The sequence below is a fragment of the Aeromonas sp. R10-1 genome (assembly GCF_040908465.1).
GTDB lineage: Bacteria > Pseudomonadota > Gammaproteobacteria > Enterobacterales > Aeromonadaceae > Aeromonas > Aeromonas caviae.
Map to the genome: position 1 here is coordinate 94,009 of NZ_JBFODT010000036.1, position 17,678 is coordinate 111,686.

19 protein-coding genes and 1 riboswitch are annotated in these 17,678 nt (G+C 59.8%); of the genes, 7 read left to right on the top strand and 12 right to left on the bottom strand.

Features of this window, described 5'->3' with window-relative positions; genetic code table 11:
* The first annotated feature begins 85 nt into the window (after positions 1-85).
* Together AB5Y93_RS18045 and AB5Y93_RS18050 are read left to right on the top strand one after the other, a co-directional pair.
* Positions 86-1,003 (top strand): L,D-transpeptidase family protein, encoded by a 918-nt coding sequence (locus AB5Y93_RS18045; protein WP_368229993.1) that lies wholly within the window; start codon positions 86-88, stop codon positions 1,001-1,003.
* A gap of 22 nt (positions 1,004-1,025) precedes the next feature.
* On the top strand, positions 1,026-2,009 hold the full coding sequence (locus AB5Y93_RS18050; RefSeq protein WP_368182453.1) for a DUF481 domain-containing protein: 984 nt from the start codon (positions 1,026-1,028) through the stop codon (positions 2,007-2,009).
* A gap of 63 nt (positions 2,010-2,072) precedes the next feature.
* On the opposite strand, the gene AB5Y93_RS18055 is transcribed toward AB5Y93_RS18050, so the two are convergent.
* The 3 genes from AB5Y93_RS18055 to AB5Y93_RS18065 form a co-directional block, all read right to left on the bottom strand.
* Positions 2,073-2,798: a MaoC family dehydratase gene (locus AB5Y93_RS18055; protein WP_201969436.1), complete on the bottom strand. Its 726-nt coding sequence runs from the start codon at positions 2,796-2,798 to the stop codon at positions 2,073-2,075.
* A 236-nt stretch (positions 2,799-3,034) separates the two neighbouring features.
* Positions 3,035-3,982 (bottom strand): 23S rRNA (adenine(1618)-N(6))-methyltransferase RlmF, encoded by a 948-nt coding sequence (rlmF, locus tag AB5Y93_RS18060; RefSeq protein WP_368229994.1) that lies wholly within the window; start codon positions 3,980-3,982, stop codon positions 3,035-3,037.
* A gap of 151 nt (positions 3,983-4,133) precedes the next feature.
* Positions 4,134-4,622, bottom strand: a complete 489-nt coding sequence (locus AB5Y93_RS18065) for a C40 family peptidase (RefSeq protein ID WP_039039319.1) — start codon at positions 4,620-4,622, stop codon at positions 4,134-4,136.
* A 276-nt stretch (positions 4,623-4,898) separates the two neighbouring features.
* Here AB5Y93_RS18065 and AB5Y93_RS18070 point away from each other — a divergent pair, with 276 nt between their 5' ends.
* Together AB5Y93_RS18070 and AB5Y93_RS18075 are read left to right on the top strand one after the other, a co-directional pair.
* Positions 4,899-5,621, top strand: coding sequence for a 4'-phosphopantetheinyl transferase superfamily protein (locus AB5Y93_RS18070; RefSeq protein ID WP_368229995.1), 723 nt, complete (start codon positions 4,899-4,901; stop codon positions 5,619-5,621).
* Positions 5,618-6,466, top strand: a complete 849-nt coding sequence (locus AB5Y93_RS18075) for a tetratricopeptide repeat protein (protein WP_041214740.1) — start codon at positions 5,618-5,620, stop codon at positions 6,464-6,466. The genes AB5Y93_RS18070 and AB5Y93_RS18075 overlap by 4 nt, the downstream gene beginning before the upstream one ends.
* 142 nt (positions 6,467-6,608) lie before the next feature.
* On the opposite strand, the gene AB5Y93_RS18080 is transcribed toward AB5Y93_RS18075, so the two are convergent.
* Positions 6,609-6,851, bottom strand: coding sequence for an Lpp/OprI family alanine-zipper lipoprotein (locus tag AB5Y93_RS18080; RefSeq protein WP_010634682.1), 243 nt, complete (start codon positions 6,849-6,851; stop codon positions 6,609-6,611).
* 225 nt (positions 6,852-7,076) lie between these two features.
* Positions 7,077-7,730: a 3,4-dihydroxy-2-butanone-4-phosphate synthase gene (gene ribB / locus AB5Y93_RS18085; RefSeq protein ID WP_368229996.1), complete on the bottom strand. Its 654-nt coding sequence runs from the start codon at positions 7,728-7,730 to the stop codon at positions 7,077-7,079.
* Positions 7,731-7,834: 104 nt separating this feature from the next.
* Positions 7,835-7,992, bottom strand: a riboswitch (FMN riboswitch).
* Between the two features lie 209 nt (positions 7,993-8,201).
* Between ribB and purU the strand changes: the two genes are divergently transcribed.
* A complete protein-coding gene (gene purU / locus AB5Y93_RS18090) occupies positions 8,202-9,038 on the top strand; it encodes a formyltetrahydrofolate deformylase (RefSeq protein WP_029313992.1) in 837 nt (278 codons plus the stop codon).
* A gap of 58 nt (positions 9,039-9,096) precedes the next feature.
* On the opposite strand, the gene AB5Y93_RS18095 is transcribed toward purU, so the two are convergent.
* Both AB5Y93_RS18095 and cls read right to left on the bottom strand, forming a co-directional pair.
* On the bottom strand, positions 9,097-10,365 hold the full coding sequence (locus tag AB5Y93_RS18095) for a DUF945 family protein (RefSeq protein ID WP_319903147.1): 1,269 nt from the start codon (positions 10,363-10,365) through the stop codon (positions 9,097-9,099).
* A gap of 109 nt (positions 10,366-10,474) precedes the next feature.
* On the bottom strand, positions 10,475-11,956 hold the full coding sequence (cls, locus tag AB5Y93_RS18100; protein ID WP_010673520.1) for a cardiolipin synthase: 1,482 nt from the start codon (positions 11,954-11,956) through the stop codon (positions 10,475-10,477).
* 96 nt (positions 11,957-12,052) lie between these two features.
* Between cls and AB5Y93_RS18105 the strand changes: the two genes are divergently transcribed.
* On the top strand, positions 12,053-12,595 hold the full coding sequence (locus tag AB5Y93_RS18105; protein WP_042017301.1) for a DUF1439 domain-containing protein: 543 nt from the start codon (positions 12,053-12,055) through the stop codon (positions 12,593-12,595).
* A 4-nt stretch (positions 12,596-12,599) separates the two neighbouring features.
* On the opposite strand, the gene AB5Y93_RS18110 is transcribed toward AB5Y93_RS18105, so the two are convergent.
* Entirely contained in the window at positions 12,600-13,040 is a 441-nt protein-coding gene (locus AB5Y93_RS18110) for a GNAT family N-acetyltransferase (protein WP_223919618.1), read from the bottom strand.
* Positions 13,041-13,382: 342 nt separating this feature from the next.
* Here AB5Y93_RS18110 and AB5Y93_RS18115 point away from each other — a divergent pair, with 342 nt between their 5' ends.
* The gene (locus AB5Y93_RS18115; RefSeq protein ID WP_368230111.1) at positions 13,383-14,123 is read left to right on the top strand and encodes a lytic transglycosylase domain-containing protein; all 741 of its coding nucleotides are present in this window, start codon (positions 13,383-13,385) and stop codon (positions 14,121-14,123) included.
* A 105-nt stretch (positions 14,124-14,228) separates the two neighbouring features.
* Here the strand turns inward: AB5Y93_RS18115 and aqpZ are convergent, their stop codons facing one another.
* The 4 genes from aqpZ to AB5Y93_RS18135 form a co-directional block, all read right to left on the bottom strand.
* Complete coding sequence (gene aqpZ, locus AB5Y93_RS18120) at positions 14,229-14,915, bottom strand: aquaporin Z (protein ID WP_010673516.1); 687 nt, start codon at positions 14,913-14,915, stop codon at positions 14,229-14,231.
* Between the two features lie 300 nt (positions 14,916-15,215).
* Positions 15,216-15,737 (bottom strand): crossover junction endodeoxyribonuclease RuvC, encoded by a 522-nt coding sequence (ruvC, locus tag AB5Y93_RS18125; protein ID WP_010673515.1) that lies wholly within the window; start codon positions 15,735-15,737, stop codon positions 15,216-15,218.
* 233 nt (positions 15,738-15,970) lie between these two features.
* Positions 15,971-16,879 carry a Gfo/Idh/MocA family protein gene (locus tag AB5Y93_RS18130; protein WP_368229997.1) on the bottom strand — a complete coding sequence of 303 codons (909 nt, stop codon included), beginning with the start codon at positions 16,877-16,879 and terminating at the stop codon, positions 15,971-15,973.
* 283 nt (positions 16,880-17,162) lie between these two features.
* Complete coding sequence (locus AB5Y93_RS18135; protein WP_368229998.1) at positions 17,163-17,390, bottom strand: hypothetical protein; 228 nt, start codon at positions 17,388-17,390, stop codon at positions 17,163-17,165.
* Positions 17,391-17,678 lie beyond the last annotated feature (288 nt).

Sequence of the window (17,678 nt, forward strand, 5' to 3'; positions counted from 1 at the left end):
TGGTAATCCCCGAGGGATTCGTTGACAATCTCTGCTCATTTTTTGGAAGGGAACCCGTCCCTCGCCCCAGCCGATAGGAACAACCATGCTCAACACTCGTATCGTCTCACTGCTGCTGGCTGCCGCCAGCCTCTGGGCCGCACCTGTCTGGTCCAACACCTATCCCCTGCCGCCAGCGGACAGCCGTCTCATCGGCGCCCTGGAAGATTACATCGTACAGCCTGGCGATCATCTGGAACTGATCGGCAAGCATACCCGGACAGGCTTTCTGGCACTGCTCGAAGCCAATCCCGGCGTAGACCCCTATCTGCCCCCCCCGGGCACCCGGCTCACTCTGCCGACCCAGATGCTGCTGCCCGACGTGCCGCGAGAAGGCATCGTCATCAACCTGCCTGAACTTCGCCTCTACTACTTCCCCAAGGGCAAGCAGGAGGTGATGGTGCTGCCCATCGGGATCGGTGACATCGGCCGCGAGACGCCGGAGATGACCACCACCGTCATCGCGAAAAATCCCAACCCGACCTGGGTGCCCGGCCCCATGGTCCGCAAGTCCTGGCTGGAGCAGAAGGGGATCGATCTGCCCGCCGTGGTCCCCCCCGGCCCCGACAACCCCCTCGGCAAGTTCGCCATGCGCCTTGGCTATGGCAACAAGGACTACCTCATCCACGGCACCAACAAGGATTTCGGGGTCGGTCTGCGAGTCAGCGCGGGTTGTATCCGGCTGCGCCCGGATGACATCGAAACCCTGTTTGGTCTTGTTCCCGTCGGCACCCCGGTCCGGGTCATCAACCAGCCGGTCAAGATGGCGGTGGAACCCGACGGTCGTCGCTGGCTGGAGGTACACTCCCCCCTCTCCCGCACCGAAGCGGAGATGGCACAAGGGGCACCGCTGGTGCTCTCCCCCGAAGCCGAGCAGTTCATCGCCGCCCCCGACATCGACAGTGCCCGGGTGACCGCACTGCTCGAGCACAAGAGCGGGCTGCCCAAGCCCGTGAGTGGCTGAAGGCCTGACCACCATGAACAGAATCAGTCATGTGGTTTGCCTGTTGCTTCTGCTGCCTGGCTCCTCGGCGATGGCGGACATCCTCTGGATGCACAACGGTGATCGACTGAGCGGAACCATAGAAGAGATCACGGACGAGCAGATCCGTATCAAGCCCGCCTACAGCCAGGCCATGACGGTCCCGCGCCACGCCATCAAACGCTGGCGTCTGGACAAGCAGGAGAAACCCAAGCCGCTCACCAAGACGGGGATCCCCCTGCTGGACTCTCCTGACGAGGCCAATGCCTGGCTGCTGACGGGGAACGGGGATCTCAACATCAAGCTCAAGGAGAACGCCAAAAGGACCAACAACGTCAATCTCAAGGTCTCCACCGAGTTTGCCAATCTGGACTGGCGTTACAGCCTGGATGGCGAGTACATCTACGAAACGGCGAACAACGTCACCGACAGCCACGAATACAAGCTCAAGCCCAAGCTCGACTTCTTCTTCGACGATCACTGGTTCCTGCGATCTTCCGTCGACATCGATTACAACATGATCGAGGCGAGCTATCTGGAGATTGACTACGCTTCCGGCCCCGGCTACCGCTTCTGGAATGACAGGCAACGCCGGCTGGAGCTCATCAGCCAGCTCGGTCTGGAACGGGCCTATTTCAGGCCGGAGGTGTGGAGCAATTCAGACCTGTTTGACGACAGGATCATCAATTACCCCTTCGTCAGCCTGGGTTGGGACTACAGGCAGCCCTTGGCACTCTGGGAAGAGAAGTTCGAGCTGTTTGGCAAGGGCAGTTATGAAAGGTTCGTCGACCAACCCTCCCCCTATCTGACCAGGAAGCAGTCCGTCAGCGGCAGCCTGGGCCTCAGGTATTACTTCAGCGATCATCTGCGTCTCTCCTGGTCAAGCGAGCTGGATTGGGATGATGCCTGGCTCGACTACCACGGACTGCACATGGATGTGAGCGAGAAGGAGTGGCGTCACCTCATCACCCTAGGGGCGAGTTTTTAACCCGCCAGAAACGACACAGGCCCACCGAAGTGGGCCTGTGTTCATGGACGCAAGACGAGCGCGTCAGAAATAGATCCGGGTGACCGACTCGATGACGCAGCCAGGGCGACGGATCCCCTCGATCTCTATCTTGATCTCCTTGAGGAGCTCGATGCCTCCCTTGATGGGCGTGACACGCGACAGCTTGGTACGGGCGCGGATGTTGCTGTCCACCTTGATAGGATAAGGGAAGCGGACCTGTTCCAGACCGAAATTCACCACCATGCGAGCGGTCGGGAACTCCGGCGTGCTCTCGTCCACCGAACCGGTCAACTGGGGCAGCAGGGCCAGAGTCAGGAAGCCGTGGGCAATGGTGGTCTTGAAGGGAGACTCGGCTGCCGCACGCTCGGGATCGGTGTGGATCCACTGATGATCGCCGGTCACGGTCGCGAACTGGTTGATCAACGCCTGGGTGACCTGCAACCACTCACCTACATGGGTCTCTTCACCGATGCGGGTCTGCAACTCGGCATAGAGTGCCGCCGCTTCGCCTTCGAGCTCCACCACGGGATCCTGCGCCAGGGCAGGCTGGCCATTCGCGACCTGGGTGACTCTGGCAGTCTCTTGCTGGCGGGCATCCTGTGACTCCCCCTGCAGATCCAGCACTCTTCCCAGCAAGGGGTGAAGGTGTGCCTTTTGCTGAAACTCACGCCAGTAGTCGCGGATCGCCGGAGAGAGCCAATCCTTGAGCTCAAAGGGGTGTTGCGCCAGAATTTCGCGCTTGTGCTTCAGAAAATCGACAACTTTCATTTACCGATCCCTATTCGATTCAAAGCCTGTAAAGAGGTCTAACCAGTCCTATTTTATGAAAGTTTCATCAGCAAGTACAAAAAAATCTCGGCGTACACCTGTACCAGGCGCGAGAGTGGTCACTAACATGCGAGCAAACACGGGCAGGAAAACGATTGAATGGAAGGCTGCAAACGAATCAACATCTGATCTGAAAAAGAGACGGGGCCCGTGTCGCCACTGAGCCCCGTCCTCGATCATCTCCCCTGGGCTGTCCACCAGGTCTTGCGCTGCCCATCGTCCAGGAAACTCCAGGCGAGGATCCGGCTCACCTTGTTGCCTTGCGCCATCTCGAGCACCCGCACTTCCCGTGCACCGACCCTGACCAGCGCCTTGCGGGCGGCCGGCAGATTTTCCTTTTTCGACACCAGCGAGCTGAACCAGAGGCATTGGCTGGCAAACTCCTTGCTCTGCTCTATCATGGCCGCCAGAAACGCCGCCTCGCCTCCCTCGCACCAGAGCTCGGCCTTCTGACCGCCGAAATTGAGCACGGGCGCCCCGGCCACTGCCTGGCCCTTGCCCAGGTTGCGCAGCTTGCGCTCCGTCCCCTTGCTCGCTTCCGCCAGAGAAGCATGAAACGGCGGGTTGCACAGAGTCAGGGCAAAGTGCTCCTTCGGCCCCAGGATCCCGCGAAAGACATGCTTGGGGTTACCCTGATGACGGCATGTGATCTGGTTGCCCAACCCATTGCTGGTGGCCAGCAGGGTCGCCGCCTTCACCGACACAGGATCGATGTCTGAGCCCACGAAGCGCCAGCCATACTCCCGGGCGCCCAGCAAGGGATAGATGCAGTTGGCCCCGACACCGACATCCAGCACTCGAACCTGCTTGCCCGTCGGTACGTATCCCGCGCTCTCGGCCAGCAGATCCGCGGCTCGATGCAGGTAGTCTACCCGGCCCGGAATGGGCGGGCAGAGATAGCCGGGGGGCAGATCCCAATGCGCAATGCCATAGTGCAGTGCCAGCAATGCCCGGTTGAGCGTCTTGACGGCGGCCGGATCGGCAAAGTCCAGGGTTCGGGTGCCGTGCTCGTTGGTGAACACGAAAGGCGTCAACGCCGGGGTACGCTGGCAGAGCGCGTCGAAGTCGTAGGGTGCCTGATGGCGATTGCGCGGGTGCAATCCGGTTTTCTGCTGGGGTGTCATGCTGGACCTGCCGAGGATCAAGGGGGCCACACTATAGAGAGTCGACCAGGGAAAGTCTAAACGAGGGTCATAAAAAAACCGGGCCCTGAGGGCCCGGTTCAAGTGAGGTTGGAAAAACAGTCCGTACTGCGAGCCGTTTGTCCAGCCTGACTCAGATGTCTATCCGGCGTGCCTGCCAGAATTTGCTGCGCCAGTAACTGCTGTCGAGCTTGGAGCGTGTCACCCCGGCGCGGGTGGAGGCATGGATGAATTCGCCATTGCCGACATAGATGCCCACGTGATTGAGGCGGCGGTTGATCTTGAAGAAGACCAGGTCTCCTTCGACCAGATCCTGTTTGGAAACCCGGGTGCCTTCATGGACCTGGGAGCGGGTATCGCGGGGTAATTCGATGCCGACGGCATTGCGGAACACTTCACGGGCGAAGGCGGAGCAATCGATGCCTCGCTGGCTGCTGCCTCCCATCCGGTAAGGAACGCCGCGCCACTCTTTGTATACAGTCAGGATTTCGTTGACGTCAGGGGTTGGTGAAACTTCGGGTTCAATCACGGGTTCCATCATGGAAACCTCGATCTTGCTCGCGACCTCGGGTTGGGGTGCCGATGCACAACCCACCATTCCGAGCGCGACCAGCAGTAGCATCAGGTGGCGCAATCCTTTATCCCCGCAAAAAGAGTGAAACTTGTTAAAATGCAGCCCGAAAGGGCAATTTATAAGGCAACAGCATCCGACTATATCCAAGAATTCTATCGAGGCAAGCGAAAATCCCAATCGACCTCACATTTTTGCAAGGAAATGCTCTGTTTAGCGCAATTTATGTGATCATGCCCAAACAATATACAATCTCGAAAGCATCGGTTTTGAGCGCATCAAACGGACTGTTATCGCTATTTCGCCCCCATTTTTAAGTGAAATATTATGCTATCTGCGGATCTCTATTTGTTAAATACGGCAAGCGTTGATTCAGACCTGGTGATCAGGCTGGCATCCGAACTCGCCCCGGATGAACGCCGTCACTGGCACGAGATCCAGCAGGCGGGTCGCCAGCATGAGTACCTGCTCGGCCGGGTGCTGCTGCGCCGCCTGCTGGCCGAGCGACTCCATTGCCGGGCCGATGCCCTGACTTTTGGCATCGGTGCGCATGGCAAACCGACACTGCTCAGTCATCGCTGGCAGTTCAACCTCAGCCACAGCGGAGAGTGGCTGGTGATCGCCCTCTGTGAGGAGGGCCCCCTTGGGGTGGACATCGAGATGGGATTGCGTCACCGCCCCATACTGCCGCTGGCCAAACGCTTCTATGCGCCAAGCGAATACCAATGGTTGAACACCCAGCCCCGAGAGGAGCAACATTCGGCCTTCTATCGACTATGGTCTCGCAAGGAAGCTGTGCTCAAGGCGCATGGCGATGGTATTTCCGCCGGACTCGACAAAATCTGCTTCCTTCCGGAGCAGGCATGGCAGCTCAAAAATCATCTCGACAATCGCCACTATGAAATCCGCGACTGGCCCGCGGGCAGCGGATGGCTCAGCCTGGCTGCCCCGACTCGCCGGGTCGATGCCCATCTGCTGGATGCGCGCTTGAATTCCATCCCGCTGGACCCCATGTTGATCCACACCATTTTTCGAGAGTCAGCCTCATGATCGTCGACATCACTCCCCAGAACTTCCACGCAGAATTGCTCGATGCGTCCATGAAAAAGCCGGTCGTCATCTATTTCCACGCCCCCCAGATGCCGGAGTGCCAAGCCATGACCCCGCAAGTGGAGGCGCTGGTCGGCCCGGCCAATGCGGCGGTGACCCTTGCCAAAGTCGACATGAACGACCCCCAGTTGCAGCCTCTGGCCAGCCAGCTTGCCCTGCGCGCACTGCCCGCGCTGGTGCTGTTCCATCAGGGGCGCCCGGATGAACAGGCCATTCTGGAAGGGCCGCAGGATGAAGCCACATTGCGCCAGTATTTCGCCGCCTTTGCCCCCAAAGAGGAGGAGTTGCTGCTCGATCAGGCAAAGCAGGCGCTGGAGAACGGGCAAGCCGATGTGGCGCACACCCATCTTGGCCAGGCCCATCGCCTCGCACCCGAGCGTCACGACATCACGCTCTGGCTGATACAGGCCGCGCTGGATCTCAATCTCCTTGACGAGGCGCAGAGCCTGCTTTCGACCATCCCCATGGTGGCACAGGATGACCATTACCAGACCCTGAGCTCCCGCCTCTCGCTGGCGCTGCAGGCCAGCGACAGTCCTGAGCTGCGCGCCCTGGAGCTGCGCCACGCTGAACAGCCTGATGACCATGCCCTCGCTCAGGAGCTGGCGGTGCTCTACAGCCAGGTTGGTAGACAGGAGGAGGCATTGGCCCTGTTGTTCACCATCCTCAAACGTGATCTCGCCTTTGGCGATGCCAAGAAGATCTATCTCGATGTGCTGGCAACCATGGGTGCGCACCCGGCGGCACAGAGTTATCGTCGCAAGCTCTACAGCCTGCTCTATTGAGCGACAGGAAAATCAGATGAGGGGATGCCGATTCGTCGGCATTGCCTTGTCAGGCGGATATTTAGCGGGAAAAAAAGCGGGTATTTGACGAATTTCAGGCAAAAAAAATGGCGCATTGAAATGCGCCATTTTTTCGCATGGATTACTTCTTGTAGGAAGTAGCCATGTTGTCGATGCGCTGGTTAGCACGCATAGCTTCTTGCTTGGCTTCTGCAACATCAGCAGCGATCTTGGACTGATCAGCACGAACAGCGCTAACATCTTGAGCCAGTTGGTCAACTTTGTTAGACAGATTCTGAACGGAAGTTTCCAGTTCGCTGGTGTTTGCACAACCGCCCAGCAGAGCGGACAGACCAACAACACCTACCAACAACATTTTTTTCATTTTTAAAAGCTCCCTTTAACTCGCCAGACGTTTAGCAAGCGGCGTGATTATGGCACAAAAAAATCATAGTTTGGATAGGCCTCATCACAGATAAATGCGTTAAAACCCTCATTTTTTTTTAGTTGCACACTTTCCGTACAAACTTTAAGCAAAAATGAGTGTCCCTGGATGAGGTTCGCACAAAGCGTAACCAAAATTTGGGCTTATTACAATTTCGTATGAGGCTCAGGCTGAACGTTCTGACAGCAATTGACGATATTGCACCAGATCTTCGATGGTCAGGACCGGCATCCGGTGCTGGCGACCGAAGGCCACCAGGTCCGGCAACCTGGCCATGGAGCCATCTTCCTTGGTCAACTCGCACAATACTCCGTAAGGTTTGAGCCCGGCGAGCTGCATCAGATCGACGGTCGCTTCGGTGTGACCACGGCGGGTCAGCACCCCACCCGTGCGGGAGCGCAGCGGGAAGACATGGCCGGGTCGATGCAGATCGGAGGGCCGGGCACCGTCGGCGATGGCCGCACGGATGGTGGTGATGCGATCGGCGGCGGACACCCCGGTGGTCACCCCCTGCGCCGCTTCGATGGTCACAGTGAAGGCAGTCTGATAGTGGCTGGAGTTGGCCTCCACCATCATCGGCAGCTCGAGCTGGCGAACCCGCTCGTCGGTCAGACAGAGGCAGACGATGCCGGAGCACTCGCGGATCATCATGGCCATCTGCTCGTTGGTCATGGTTTCTGCGGCAAAGATGAGATCGCCTTCGTTCTCGCGATCTTCATCATCGGCCACCAGCACACCCTGACCGGCACGCAGGGCGGCCAGCGCGGCTTCGACGCGAGCAATGGGATCACCGAATTCACTGAGTAGAGACTGATTCATGGTAAGACTCCTAAAAAAGACAAGGACCAGAATCAGGGCATGGAAAGGCAGACAGAAGTAGCCATGCGGCAGCCAACCCGGCAGGGTCTGGCCAGCAATATCTGTCTTATCCTCTTTCATCCGGACTATGACCGTCGGCTCCGGCATCTCACCGGATCTGCTGACCCCGTCCCGGATGAATGCCGGGTCGGGCGCTCGCGGGCTCCCCGAGTCACATCGGGATACCGCCGGTGGGGAATTTCGCCCCGCCCTGAGAATAAGCGCAGACAGCCTAAAGAAAAAAGACGCAGGATGCCAGCCAAAAACCCATCAAAGACAAACCGGGTGCTGGCTGCACGGCAATTTTCGCGCGAGCACCACCCGATACACGGCGCGCTGTCCTTTCTGATTTCGTTTGTGGCATAGTGCCAGCAAAAACGCGCGCGCCCGCGCAGACCGGGTGCCAACATCACAAACGGAATCATGACAGAGATGGAAAAGAAAATACTGCTGACCGATTGCCCCGACGCCAAGGGTCTCATCGCCAAGATCACCAACATCTGCTACAAGCACCAGCTCAACATCAACAAGAACGACGAGTTCGTGGATCACGAAAACGGCCGCTTCTTCATGCGCACCGAGCTGGAAGGGCGCTTCAACGACGAGACCCTGCTGGCCGACCTCGATGATGCCCTGCCTGCCGGCGCCCAACGTCGCCTCGTCAAGGCGGGCAAGAAGCGCATCGTCATCCTGGTGACCAAGGAGACTCACTGCCTCGGCGACATCCTGATGAAAAACTATGCCGGCGCCCTGGACATGGACATCGTCGCGGTCATCGGCAACTACGACACCCTCGCCGAGCTGACCGGCAAGTTCGACATCCCCTTCCACTGCGTGAGCCACGAGGATCTCAGCCGCACCGAGCATGAGGAGCAAGTGCGCACGCTCATCGATGGCTACCAGCCGGATTACGTCATCCTGGCCAAATACATGCGTGTGCTGACCCCAAGCTTCGTGGAAGCCTATCCGCGCAAGATCATCAATATCCACCACTCCTTCCTGCCTGCCTTCATCGGCGCCCGCCCCTATCGTCAGGCCTTCGACCGCGGGGTCAAGCTGATTGGTGCCACCGCCCACTTCGTCACCGACGATCTGGATGAAGGCCCCATCGTCGAGCAGGACGTGATCCACGTCGATCACACCTTCAGTGCCGATGACATGGCCAAGGCCGGACGCGACGTGGAGAAATCCGTGCTGAGCCGGGCGCTGGAACTGGTGCTGAACGAGCGGGTCTTCGTCTACGGCAACAAGACAGTCGTGTTCAAATAAGCGGCTGCGCGCCCCCAGAAAAAAGGCTCCCGAGGGAGCCTTTTTCATTGCGCGGCACTCACGGGTGCAGCGGCAGACCATTGACGGTCACGGCCCCTTTGTCGAGCTTGAGCTCGGCCTGAAGCTGTGACTCCTGCGCCTTCAGATATCCCATGGCAGTGAATTGCTCCAGCATGGGGGCCAACTGGGGTACGGCCTGGCCCAGCTTCTCCCCAAGGTGGGCATGCAGCAGACCGGAGAGTGCCTGCATCCCCTCCTCGCTGCCCATCAACTGTGCCAGGGTGGTGGACGCCAGCTTGGCCTCCCCTTGCAGGCTGACAGGCTCACCGTTCAATCGCGCACTCAGATCCGCCAGTTCCAGCGTGGCCCCTCTCTGGAGCATCTTGTCCAGCGCTTCCTGGATGGCCGCTTCGTCCACCCGTTTGCTGCTGGCCTCCTGCAGCGTCTGATACCCCTCGAGATCCAGCCCCTTGAGGGAGAGATCCAGATTACCCTGAGTCAGCGCGAGCCGGTCTTCCTCGCTCTCCATGTTGAGGGTCGCCACCTTCATCTGATAGCGAGTGGAGAGCGTCTGAAGATCGTCCCCCGCCAGCTCGGTGGCCGTGGTCAGCCCCTCCAGCGTGATCTTGACGTTCCCCGGCTGGGTCAGGGAGAAGGCCGTAAGGGTCGCATCGCTGCGGGGAGAGAGCCAGAGTCCGCTGATCTCGGCCATGTCGGCACTGCCCTTGAGATCCGCGAGGGCCAGATCTGTCTTGCTCTGGGCATCATGGACCGTCATCCCCAGCCAGTGGGCGGTGAGATGGCCATTGCCGTCGAGATCCCCACGATAGTCGCCGTTCAAGGGCAGGAAGGTGAATTCGTTGAGCCCCTCCTTGACCTTGAAGTCGCTCACCCAGAAGCGGGAGCTGTTGCTCATGGTCCAGAGGCTGCTCGCCGATTCTGCCCCCAATTGCCACTGCTGCATCCCCAGGGAGGTCAGGATGGGCGCCAGCGTGCCCTGTGCGGTATCAAGCTGGAGGTGACTCTTGATATAGAGCGGCAACAGGCGGCTGTTGAACGCGAACTGCATCTCGATGGGTTCGCTTCCCGCCAGTTGGGGATCAAAACTCGCCAGCGTCTGGGGCGGCACCACCACCTTGAGTACGCCGTCGCGGGTAAACAGATTCTCCGTCTCTGGGCTCCAGGTGACTTCTATCCCGCTCTCCTGCTGCGCCCTGGCGATCTGCTCGGCCAGGATCCGGTCGAACGTATTGCCCGTGTACCAGCAGGCGCCAAGCCCTCCCACCACCAACACGGCTCCGACGGCCAAGGCCACTTTTTTCTTCATCAGTTCTGTTTCTCCACAATCGTTCAATGGCGGGTGCATGGGCGCACTCTACGGGGAGGATGGGCATCAACACAAGCCAGACAACGGCTTGGGGTCCACGCTCTGGCTGTCACAGCAGGGGGCTGAACAGGTAGAAGATGTTCTCAAGCAATTTTTTGTACCAGGGGCGGGCACGCCACCTGGTCAGTGACATGGGGGTCGCCTCCAGCATGTAGCCCTGCACCAGCTGGTTCATCTCGGCGACAAACACCGGGTTGTCGATGAGCAGGGTGATCTCGAAATTGAGCCAGAGACTGCGCCGGTCGAGGTTGACCGTGCCCACCAGGGCGAAATCATCGTCCACCAGCACGCTCTTGGTGTGCAGCAGTCCGGCATCATAGCGGTATATCTCCACTCCTGCCGCCAGCAGATCCTCCATGAAGGAGTTGCTGGCGTGGTTGGCCATCAGGGAGTCGTTGCGCGCAGGCAGAACTAACTGCACCAGCACGCCGCGGGCCGCCGCCGAAGAGAGGGCCGCAGCCAGCGGATCGTCCGGCACGAAATAGGGGGTGGTCAGCACCAGATGGTGACGAGCCTGGTAGATGGCGAGCAGCAGGCTCTGCTGGATGCAGTCACCGCCGACGAAGGGGCCGGAGGGAATGAGCTGGGCCCGATAGTTGGTCTGGGGCCAGGCTTCCGGCTCATGTTGCAGACTGTCGAGCAGCCGCTCGCCGGTCTCCATCTCCCAGTCCCAGACGAAGGTGGACCACATCAACGGCACCACGGGGCCCTGCACCCGGATCATGATGTCGACCCACTGGCCGACCCCGGCATCCTGCTTGAAGAAACGGGGATCCACCATGTTCATGGAGCCGGTATAACCAACCTTGTCATCGATCACCACCAGCTTGCGGTGCATGCGCAAGTCCTGGCGCTGGAAGGGGATTCGCCAGGCGCCGACCGGCAACACTTCCACGACTTTGACGCCGGCGGCGCGCAAAGTTTTGGGCCAGGAGGAGCGGAAGAAGGTCTTGCTGCCGATGGAGTCGAGCAAGACACGACAATCCACGCCGCGTGCCGCCACCTCCATCAACGCCTCGCACACCTCGTCCACATCCCCGCCGGGGTGCCAGATGTAGAACTCCAGATAACAGGATTGGGAGGAGCCCCGGATGTCGCGCACTATCTCCTCTACGATGCTCTTGGGCTTGTGCAGCAGGGTCATCCGGTTGCCCGAGAGCATGGGCATGGCCAAGCGCCCCTGGATCAGATCGTGGAGCGGGCGTGCCTTGCTGCCCACCTCGCAGCAGTGCTGGGGGAAGAGGCGCGCGAGCTGGCGGATCCAGATGGCGTAAGGACGGTACATGGCCTGGGCCCGCTCCGCCCGCTTGCGACCGAGGCGTATCTCGCCAAACAGCACGTAGAAACCGACCCCGGCGAAGGGGATGGCATAGATGAGGGCCAACCAGGCGAGAGATACCCCGATGGGACGTCGCTTCATCACCACCCGCAGGGAGATCCCTGCCACGATCACGGTGTGAAACAACAGCAACAACCAGCCGAGAAAGCGGGAAAACAGCAACTGAATGTCGTATTCCAGACCGTCGAGCAAGGCGACTCCTTGGTGTATTGGACAGATGGCACGGGCAGACCCCACAGGGTCGGGATGGTATGCTATGGGGCACACCCATTCTATCAGGTCGTTAGCATGATCCTGCAATCTATGCTGCTGAGTCTGGCCATGCTAGGTCAAGGCTCATATGACATCAATGAGCAGCAGATAAATCAGTACCTGCAGTCCCAGGTGCAAGTGGACAAACAGCTGGAGTTGCCCGGCATCATCAAGGCCCATGTGCAACTCGAGCAGAGCGATGTGCAGATTGGTCGCCAGAGCCCGGATACCGCCAGGGTGTTTGGCAAAGGCAAGTTGAAAATCGCGCTCCCGGATCAGACCGAGTACGACGCGCGCCTCAACATGACCTATGAGGCGAGGCCCCGCTACGACAAGGCTAAGAGTGCGCTCTTCCTCGACAACATGAAGCTCATCGATTACAAGCTGGAGCCTGCCGCGGCGGAACAGAAGTTTGGTTTCATGCTGAGGATGCTGCTGCAGAGCATGGAGAAACGGCTGGAGACTCAGCCTGTCTACAAGCTGGATGACAAGGACCCCAATCAGGCCTGGCTCAAGGAAAATTTGCTGGGGCTGGAGCTGTCACCAGGCAAGATCCACCTGCTGACCAAACCCCAATAAGACGTCAGTTGAAAACAGGCGCCTTCGCCTGACGCACCAGCAGCTCGATCTGGTAACCCTGTTCGTGCTGCTGGTGATAGTGGGAGTGAAGGGGTCCGTCGAGTTCATGCAGGGGAAGGTGGTCAAATCCCGCCTTGAGGTAGAAAGGTTTCTCGAACGGCAGGGCGTGACAGATCACGGGCTTGTCGGAAAGATCGCGGCAGGCATGCTGCAACAAGCGGGACCCCAGCCCCAGAGACTGGTAGTGAGGGAGCAGACGAAAGCCACACAAGTGGTAGTAATCCTGTTCATCGCGCAGGCGCACCGCCCCCACCAGCCAGTGCGCATCACGAACCACAAAAATCCGTTCTGCCAAATCCGGCACATAGTGGGAAAACGTCGTCTCGTAATAGTCTCTGATGAGGGAAAGATCCGCATCACAGTACTCTTCGAATCTGAGCTCCATCGCTCGCCTGCTTGTCATGCCCATTTCGCTCTGGCCATACCGGCCCTCTCCTGCTCGCTCTCTGGCTCCACGAAGAGATCTGACCAGAGTGGAGCAACAGCAAGATAACACGCCTTTAACTTACAAAAAAGCCAATAACTAGATGGAAAAGACGAGGTTGCGATCATGCGTCCCTTGACGCCATGAGCCGCGCCCCTTGTCCTGAGTGAGCACACAGGTGGGACGTCCCTCTGCCATCACATTTCCAGCCTCCCCTGTTCACGGGCACTTGTTCTGCGCCATCCCGAATGCTTTACTCAACGTGGCTAACGAGGCTTAAGGAGCAAGCCGTTGAAAGCATGGATGTTGCTGGGCATGATGCCGCTGTTTTTCCACGCAGCCCCGGCTCAGATACCGCCGCCGGCAGAGGTGGTGATCCTGACCCCGGAGACGGCTGTCTCCTCCCCGGTTCCCACGCCGCGTACCGTGGCACTCACCACGGCGCCGCTCCCCTCCCCTGAACCCGCTAAGCCTGCAAGCCGTCAGATCCAGGTCTACAAGTCGGTACAAAAGAACGGGGTCATACGCTATTCCGACATGATGCCGGAGCAGGGTCACTACGAACTGCTGCTGTTCAACGACTGCTATGCCTGCGATCCGGCGTCCAAGGTCAACTGGCGCACGACAGGCCTCTTCCTCTATGACTACGCCAGCACCATACAGGCGGCAGCCAAGGCTTATCAGGTCGAGCCTGCCCTCATCCGGGCACTTATCCATGCCGAGTCCGCTTTCAATCCTCTGGCCGTCTCCCGCAAGGGCGCCATGGGACTGACCCAACTGATGCCCGCCACGGCGCGCGAGCTCGGGGTCGGCAACGCCCTGCTGGCGGAGCAGAACATCTTTGGCGGGGTGAAATACCTGGCGGGTCTGCTCAAGCAGTATGACGGCAATGTGGCCCTGGCCACCGCCGCCTACAATGCAGGCGCCGGTGCGGTGCAAAAACACGGCGGCATACCGCCCTATGCCGAAACCCGGGCCTATGTGGAACGAGTCAAGCTGCTGCATCAGCGCTACAAAGAGATGCTGAGCGCCAAGGGACTGTGATCATGCCGCACCCTATCGTCAGCATGGCGCCCTGCCCGGTATTCCTTCAGACATAAAAAAACACGCCCGGGGGCGTGTCGATACCACACGTTAACTAGCAACACATCACTCTTTCGTGGCGATCACACGATAGGCCAATGCACCCAGAATGGCACCGACAATGGGGGCAACCCAGAACAGCCAGAGCTGGCCCACGGCCCAGTCACCGACAAAAAGCGCCACCCCAGTGCTGCGCGCCGGGTTGACCGAGGTGTTGGTCACCGGAATGCTGATGAGGTGAATGAGGGTCAGGCACAGACCGATGGCGATGGGAGCAAACCCGGCCGGCGCACGGCTGTCGGTGGCACCCATGATGACAAACAGGAAGAAACCGGTCATCACCACTTCACACACCAGCGCGGCCAGCAAGCTGTAACCACCGGGGGAATGTTCGCCATAGCCGTTGGAAGCAAAGCCTGCGCTCACATCAAAACCCGCCTGTCCGCTGGCAATGACATAGAGCACGCCACCTGCCACGATCCCGCCAAGCACCTGGGCCACGATGTAGGGCAGCACGTTGGAGGCCGGGAAGCGGCCACCGGCCCAGAGCCCGACGGTCACGGCCGGGTTAAGGTGGCAACCCGAGATATGACCGATGGCATAGGCCATGGTCAGCACGGTCAGACCGAACGCCAGGGCGACGCCCAGCAGGCCGATCCCCACATTGGGGAAGGCGGCAGCCAGCACGGCGCTCCCGCAGCCTCCCAGTACCAGCCAGAAGGTTCCCATAAATTCAGCAGCAAAAGGTTTCACTCTTGTCTCTCCCATGATGATTAACACGAGAGCCAGAAAGGCTCATACGGACACTGTTATTGAACAGGCGCCATATTATGGGAGTGTGGCGGAGCAAGACGAAACCGACCCGGCTCATCGCGAATATGTGATGAAGGTCACAAGTTATTGATAAAGTAGAAAGATATCCCCCCGCCCGGTGCGCTTCTCCACGGGAGTCCTATGGAGGGACGCGACAGATTGTGACCCTACCAGCGATTTTGCCAGCAGCTCCGGCACCCGGCGCTCCCCTGCCAACACCGGGTAGCCCTCCTCCAGGGATCAGCGATAACGGCCGCGCACCGATCCGCTGGCCCGCCCAGCCATGCGAATGAGGCTCTGACGGGTGTGGAAGTGGCAAAGCGCCACCCCGAGGGCATCCGCCGCATCCGCCTGGGGGGTGGCAGAGAGCTTGAGCAGATGAGTCACCATGTGCTGCACCTGCTCCTTGGCGGCGCCACCGGTGCCCACCACCGCCTGTTTGATCTGGGTCGCCGAGTACTCGCTCACCGGCAGCAGGGCGTTGACCGCCGCGACGATGGCGCTGCCACGGGCCTGGCCGAGCTTCAGGGCCGAGTCCGCGTTGCGCGCCATAAAAACCCGCTCGATGGCGAACTCGTCCGGCTTGAACTGGGTGATGATCTCGCTCACCCCGTCATAGACCTGCTTCAGGCGAGACGGCAGCTCCCCCAGATCGGTGCGGATGCAGCCCGATCCCAGATATTCCGCCTTGCCCGCGACGATGCGAATGACCCCGTAACCGGTGATGCGCGAACCGGGATCGATCCCCAGAATGATGCTCATGAACGGAATACCCCGCCCACTGCGGTCAGCCATCTCATCTTCGACACCTTGTTCATTGCGATCTCTTGCCCTGCAGCTCTTGATGGCCGCCAAGATAACAAACCCGCCTTCGCTTGGCTCGCTCGCTGGCACCTTTCCCGGCTGACTGCGCAAGGAGCCACCATCTCATACAGTGCTCTGCCGCTTCTCTGGCCAGTGATGCCTGCCGGTGTCACCAGCCCCTTGCCTCCGGGTCATCCCTTTGCCAGGGCGACGAGGCGCTCCGCCAGTCGATGGCTTTTCAGGTAGCTCTCGACCAGCGCCCCGTCAGCCCGCCCGACGTCAATCTGCCCATACCAGTGCTCGAGCATGGCGACAAAGCCTCGGCTCGCCAGCACGGGCTGCCAGTCGCCCGGAGCCAGAGTCTGCACTGTGTTGTCTCGCGCAAGCAGGCCACGGGTGCAATTCTCGATATGCAGAGTGAGGTTGTCGCCATAGGCATCGATGCGCTCCTCGGTCATGCCGGCGCTGCGATTCATGCTGCCGCTCACCGCCATCTGCCCGCTCTGCCAGGCGACGCTCACCCCGGCCAGCAGCTCGGGCTGCTCACTGCTGCGTCGCAGCACCGCATGCAGCTCCCCGTCCGGCTCGCCGCCATAACAGCAGAGGCTGTCGAGCACATGGATACAGTCGTCGAACAAGAACTGGCGAGGCGCCCCCGGCAGGGCGTGCCTGTGCTTTTGCCAATGGAGCTCGGTCAGCGGCTGGCCGCGTGCGGCGGCCATGGCGGGCAGATAGCGACGGTTGAAGCCCACAAACAGCGGGCAGTCCCTGGCGATGGCGAGATTGGCGAGCGCCTCCACCTCTCCTGCGTTGTCACACAGCGGCTTGTCCACAAAGGTGGGAATGCCGGCACGCAGGCACAGCTCCGCCAGTTTGCCGTGCACGGCGGTGGCAGCGTGGATCATCACCGCATCAGGTCGGCTCGCCAGCAGCGCATCGACCTCGGTAAAACACTCGCCAATCCGGTACTGGCGCGCCAGTTCGCCGAGCACCGAGGGACTCCGGGTACAGAGCAGCGGGGTGACTCGCTCGTCGTTTGCAAGCAGCGGCAGATAGGCCTTCCGGGCGATATCGCCAAGGCCAATCAGGGCAATGCGCATGGGCACTCCTCTCAAGGGGATAACCAGATAACTGCCTGCACGATCTCAGGATTTCCCGCGCAGATCCAGCCTTGGCGCCATCTCGCTCCAGGCGCCTTCTGATGCAATGCGGCATCGCCCCGCGACACCCTGGCCACCTTCCTCCATCGAAGCGCCCCCCGGCGGCGCGGCGCTTGAGCGGCAAACCGCGATAGCAAAACAGGCAGGGCGACAACTGTCGCCCTGCCTGTGTCACCCGCACACACCGCCGTACTCGGGCGATTGGCGCTCTTTTCACGTCGAGTTACTCTGCCGATCCGGCCTGCTCTTTGGCATCCCGCCACTTGCCAATCCTGGCGCCCAGCTCGGCGCAAAGCATGGCGCTGACCATGGCACCTATCATCCGGGTCATATCCGATATCTCTGTTGCAACCGGAAGCAGGGGCACAATCAGGTTAAAGGCGATGAGCCCCATCACCAGCCCGAGCCCGCTGCCTACCTTCTCTCTTCGGGATCGCGTTGTTATCGCCATCTGATAGCTCCTGACCAAACTCTTTCGACAATATTATCAAACAATGCGTTCAACAGAGGTCTTGCAATGCTTCGCACTGCCTGTGCCCCACTCTATAAACTGTTATCAGACATATTTATCGACAATTAATCCATTATATAAACGGGATGCCAGACGTTATCCTTCCCATGAACATCATTTCGCCAACACTGTCAGTGGGGGCAACCACATACTTCCCCCAACAGCCCTCATCCTCAATAGCGATAATCGGCCAGCGCCTTTCACAAACCACAAGAGCGTCACAATAAC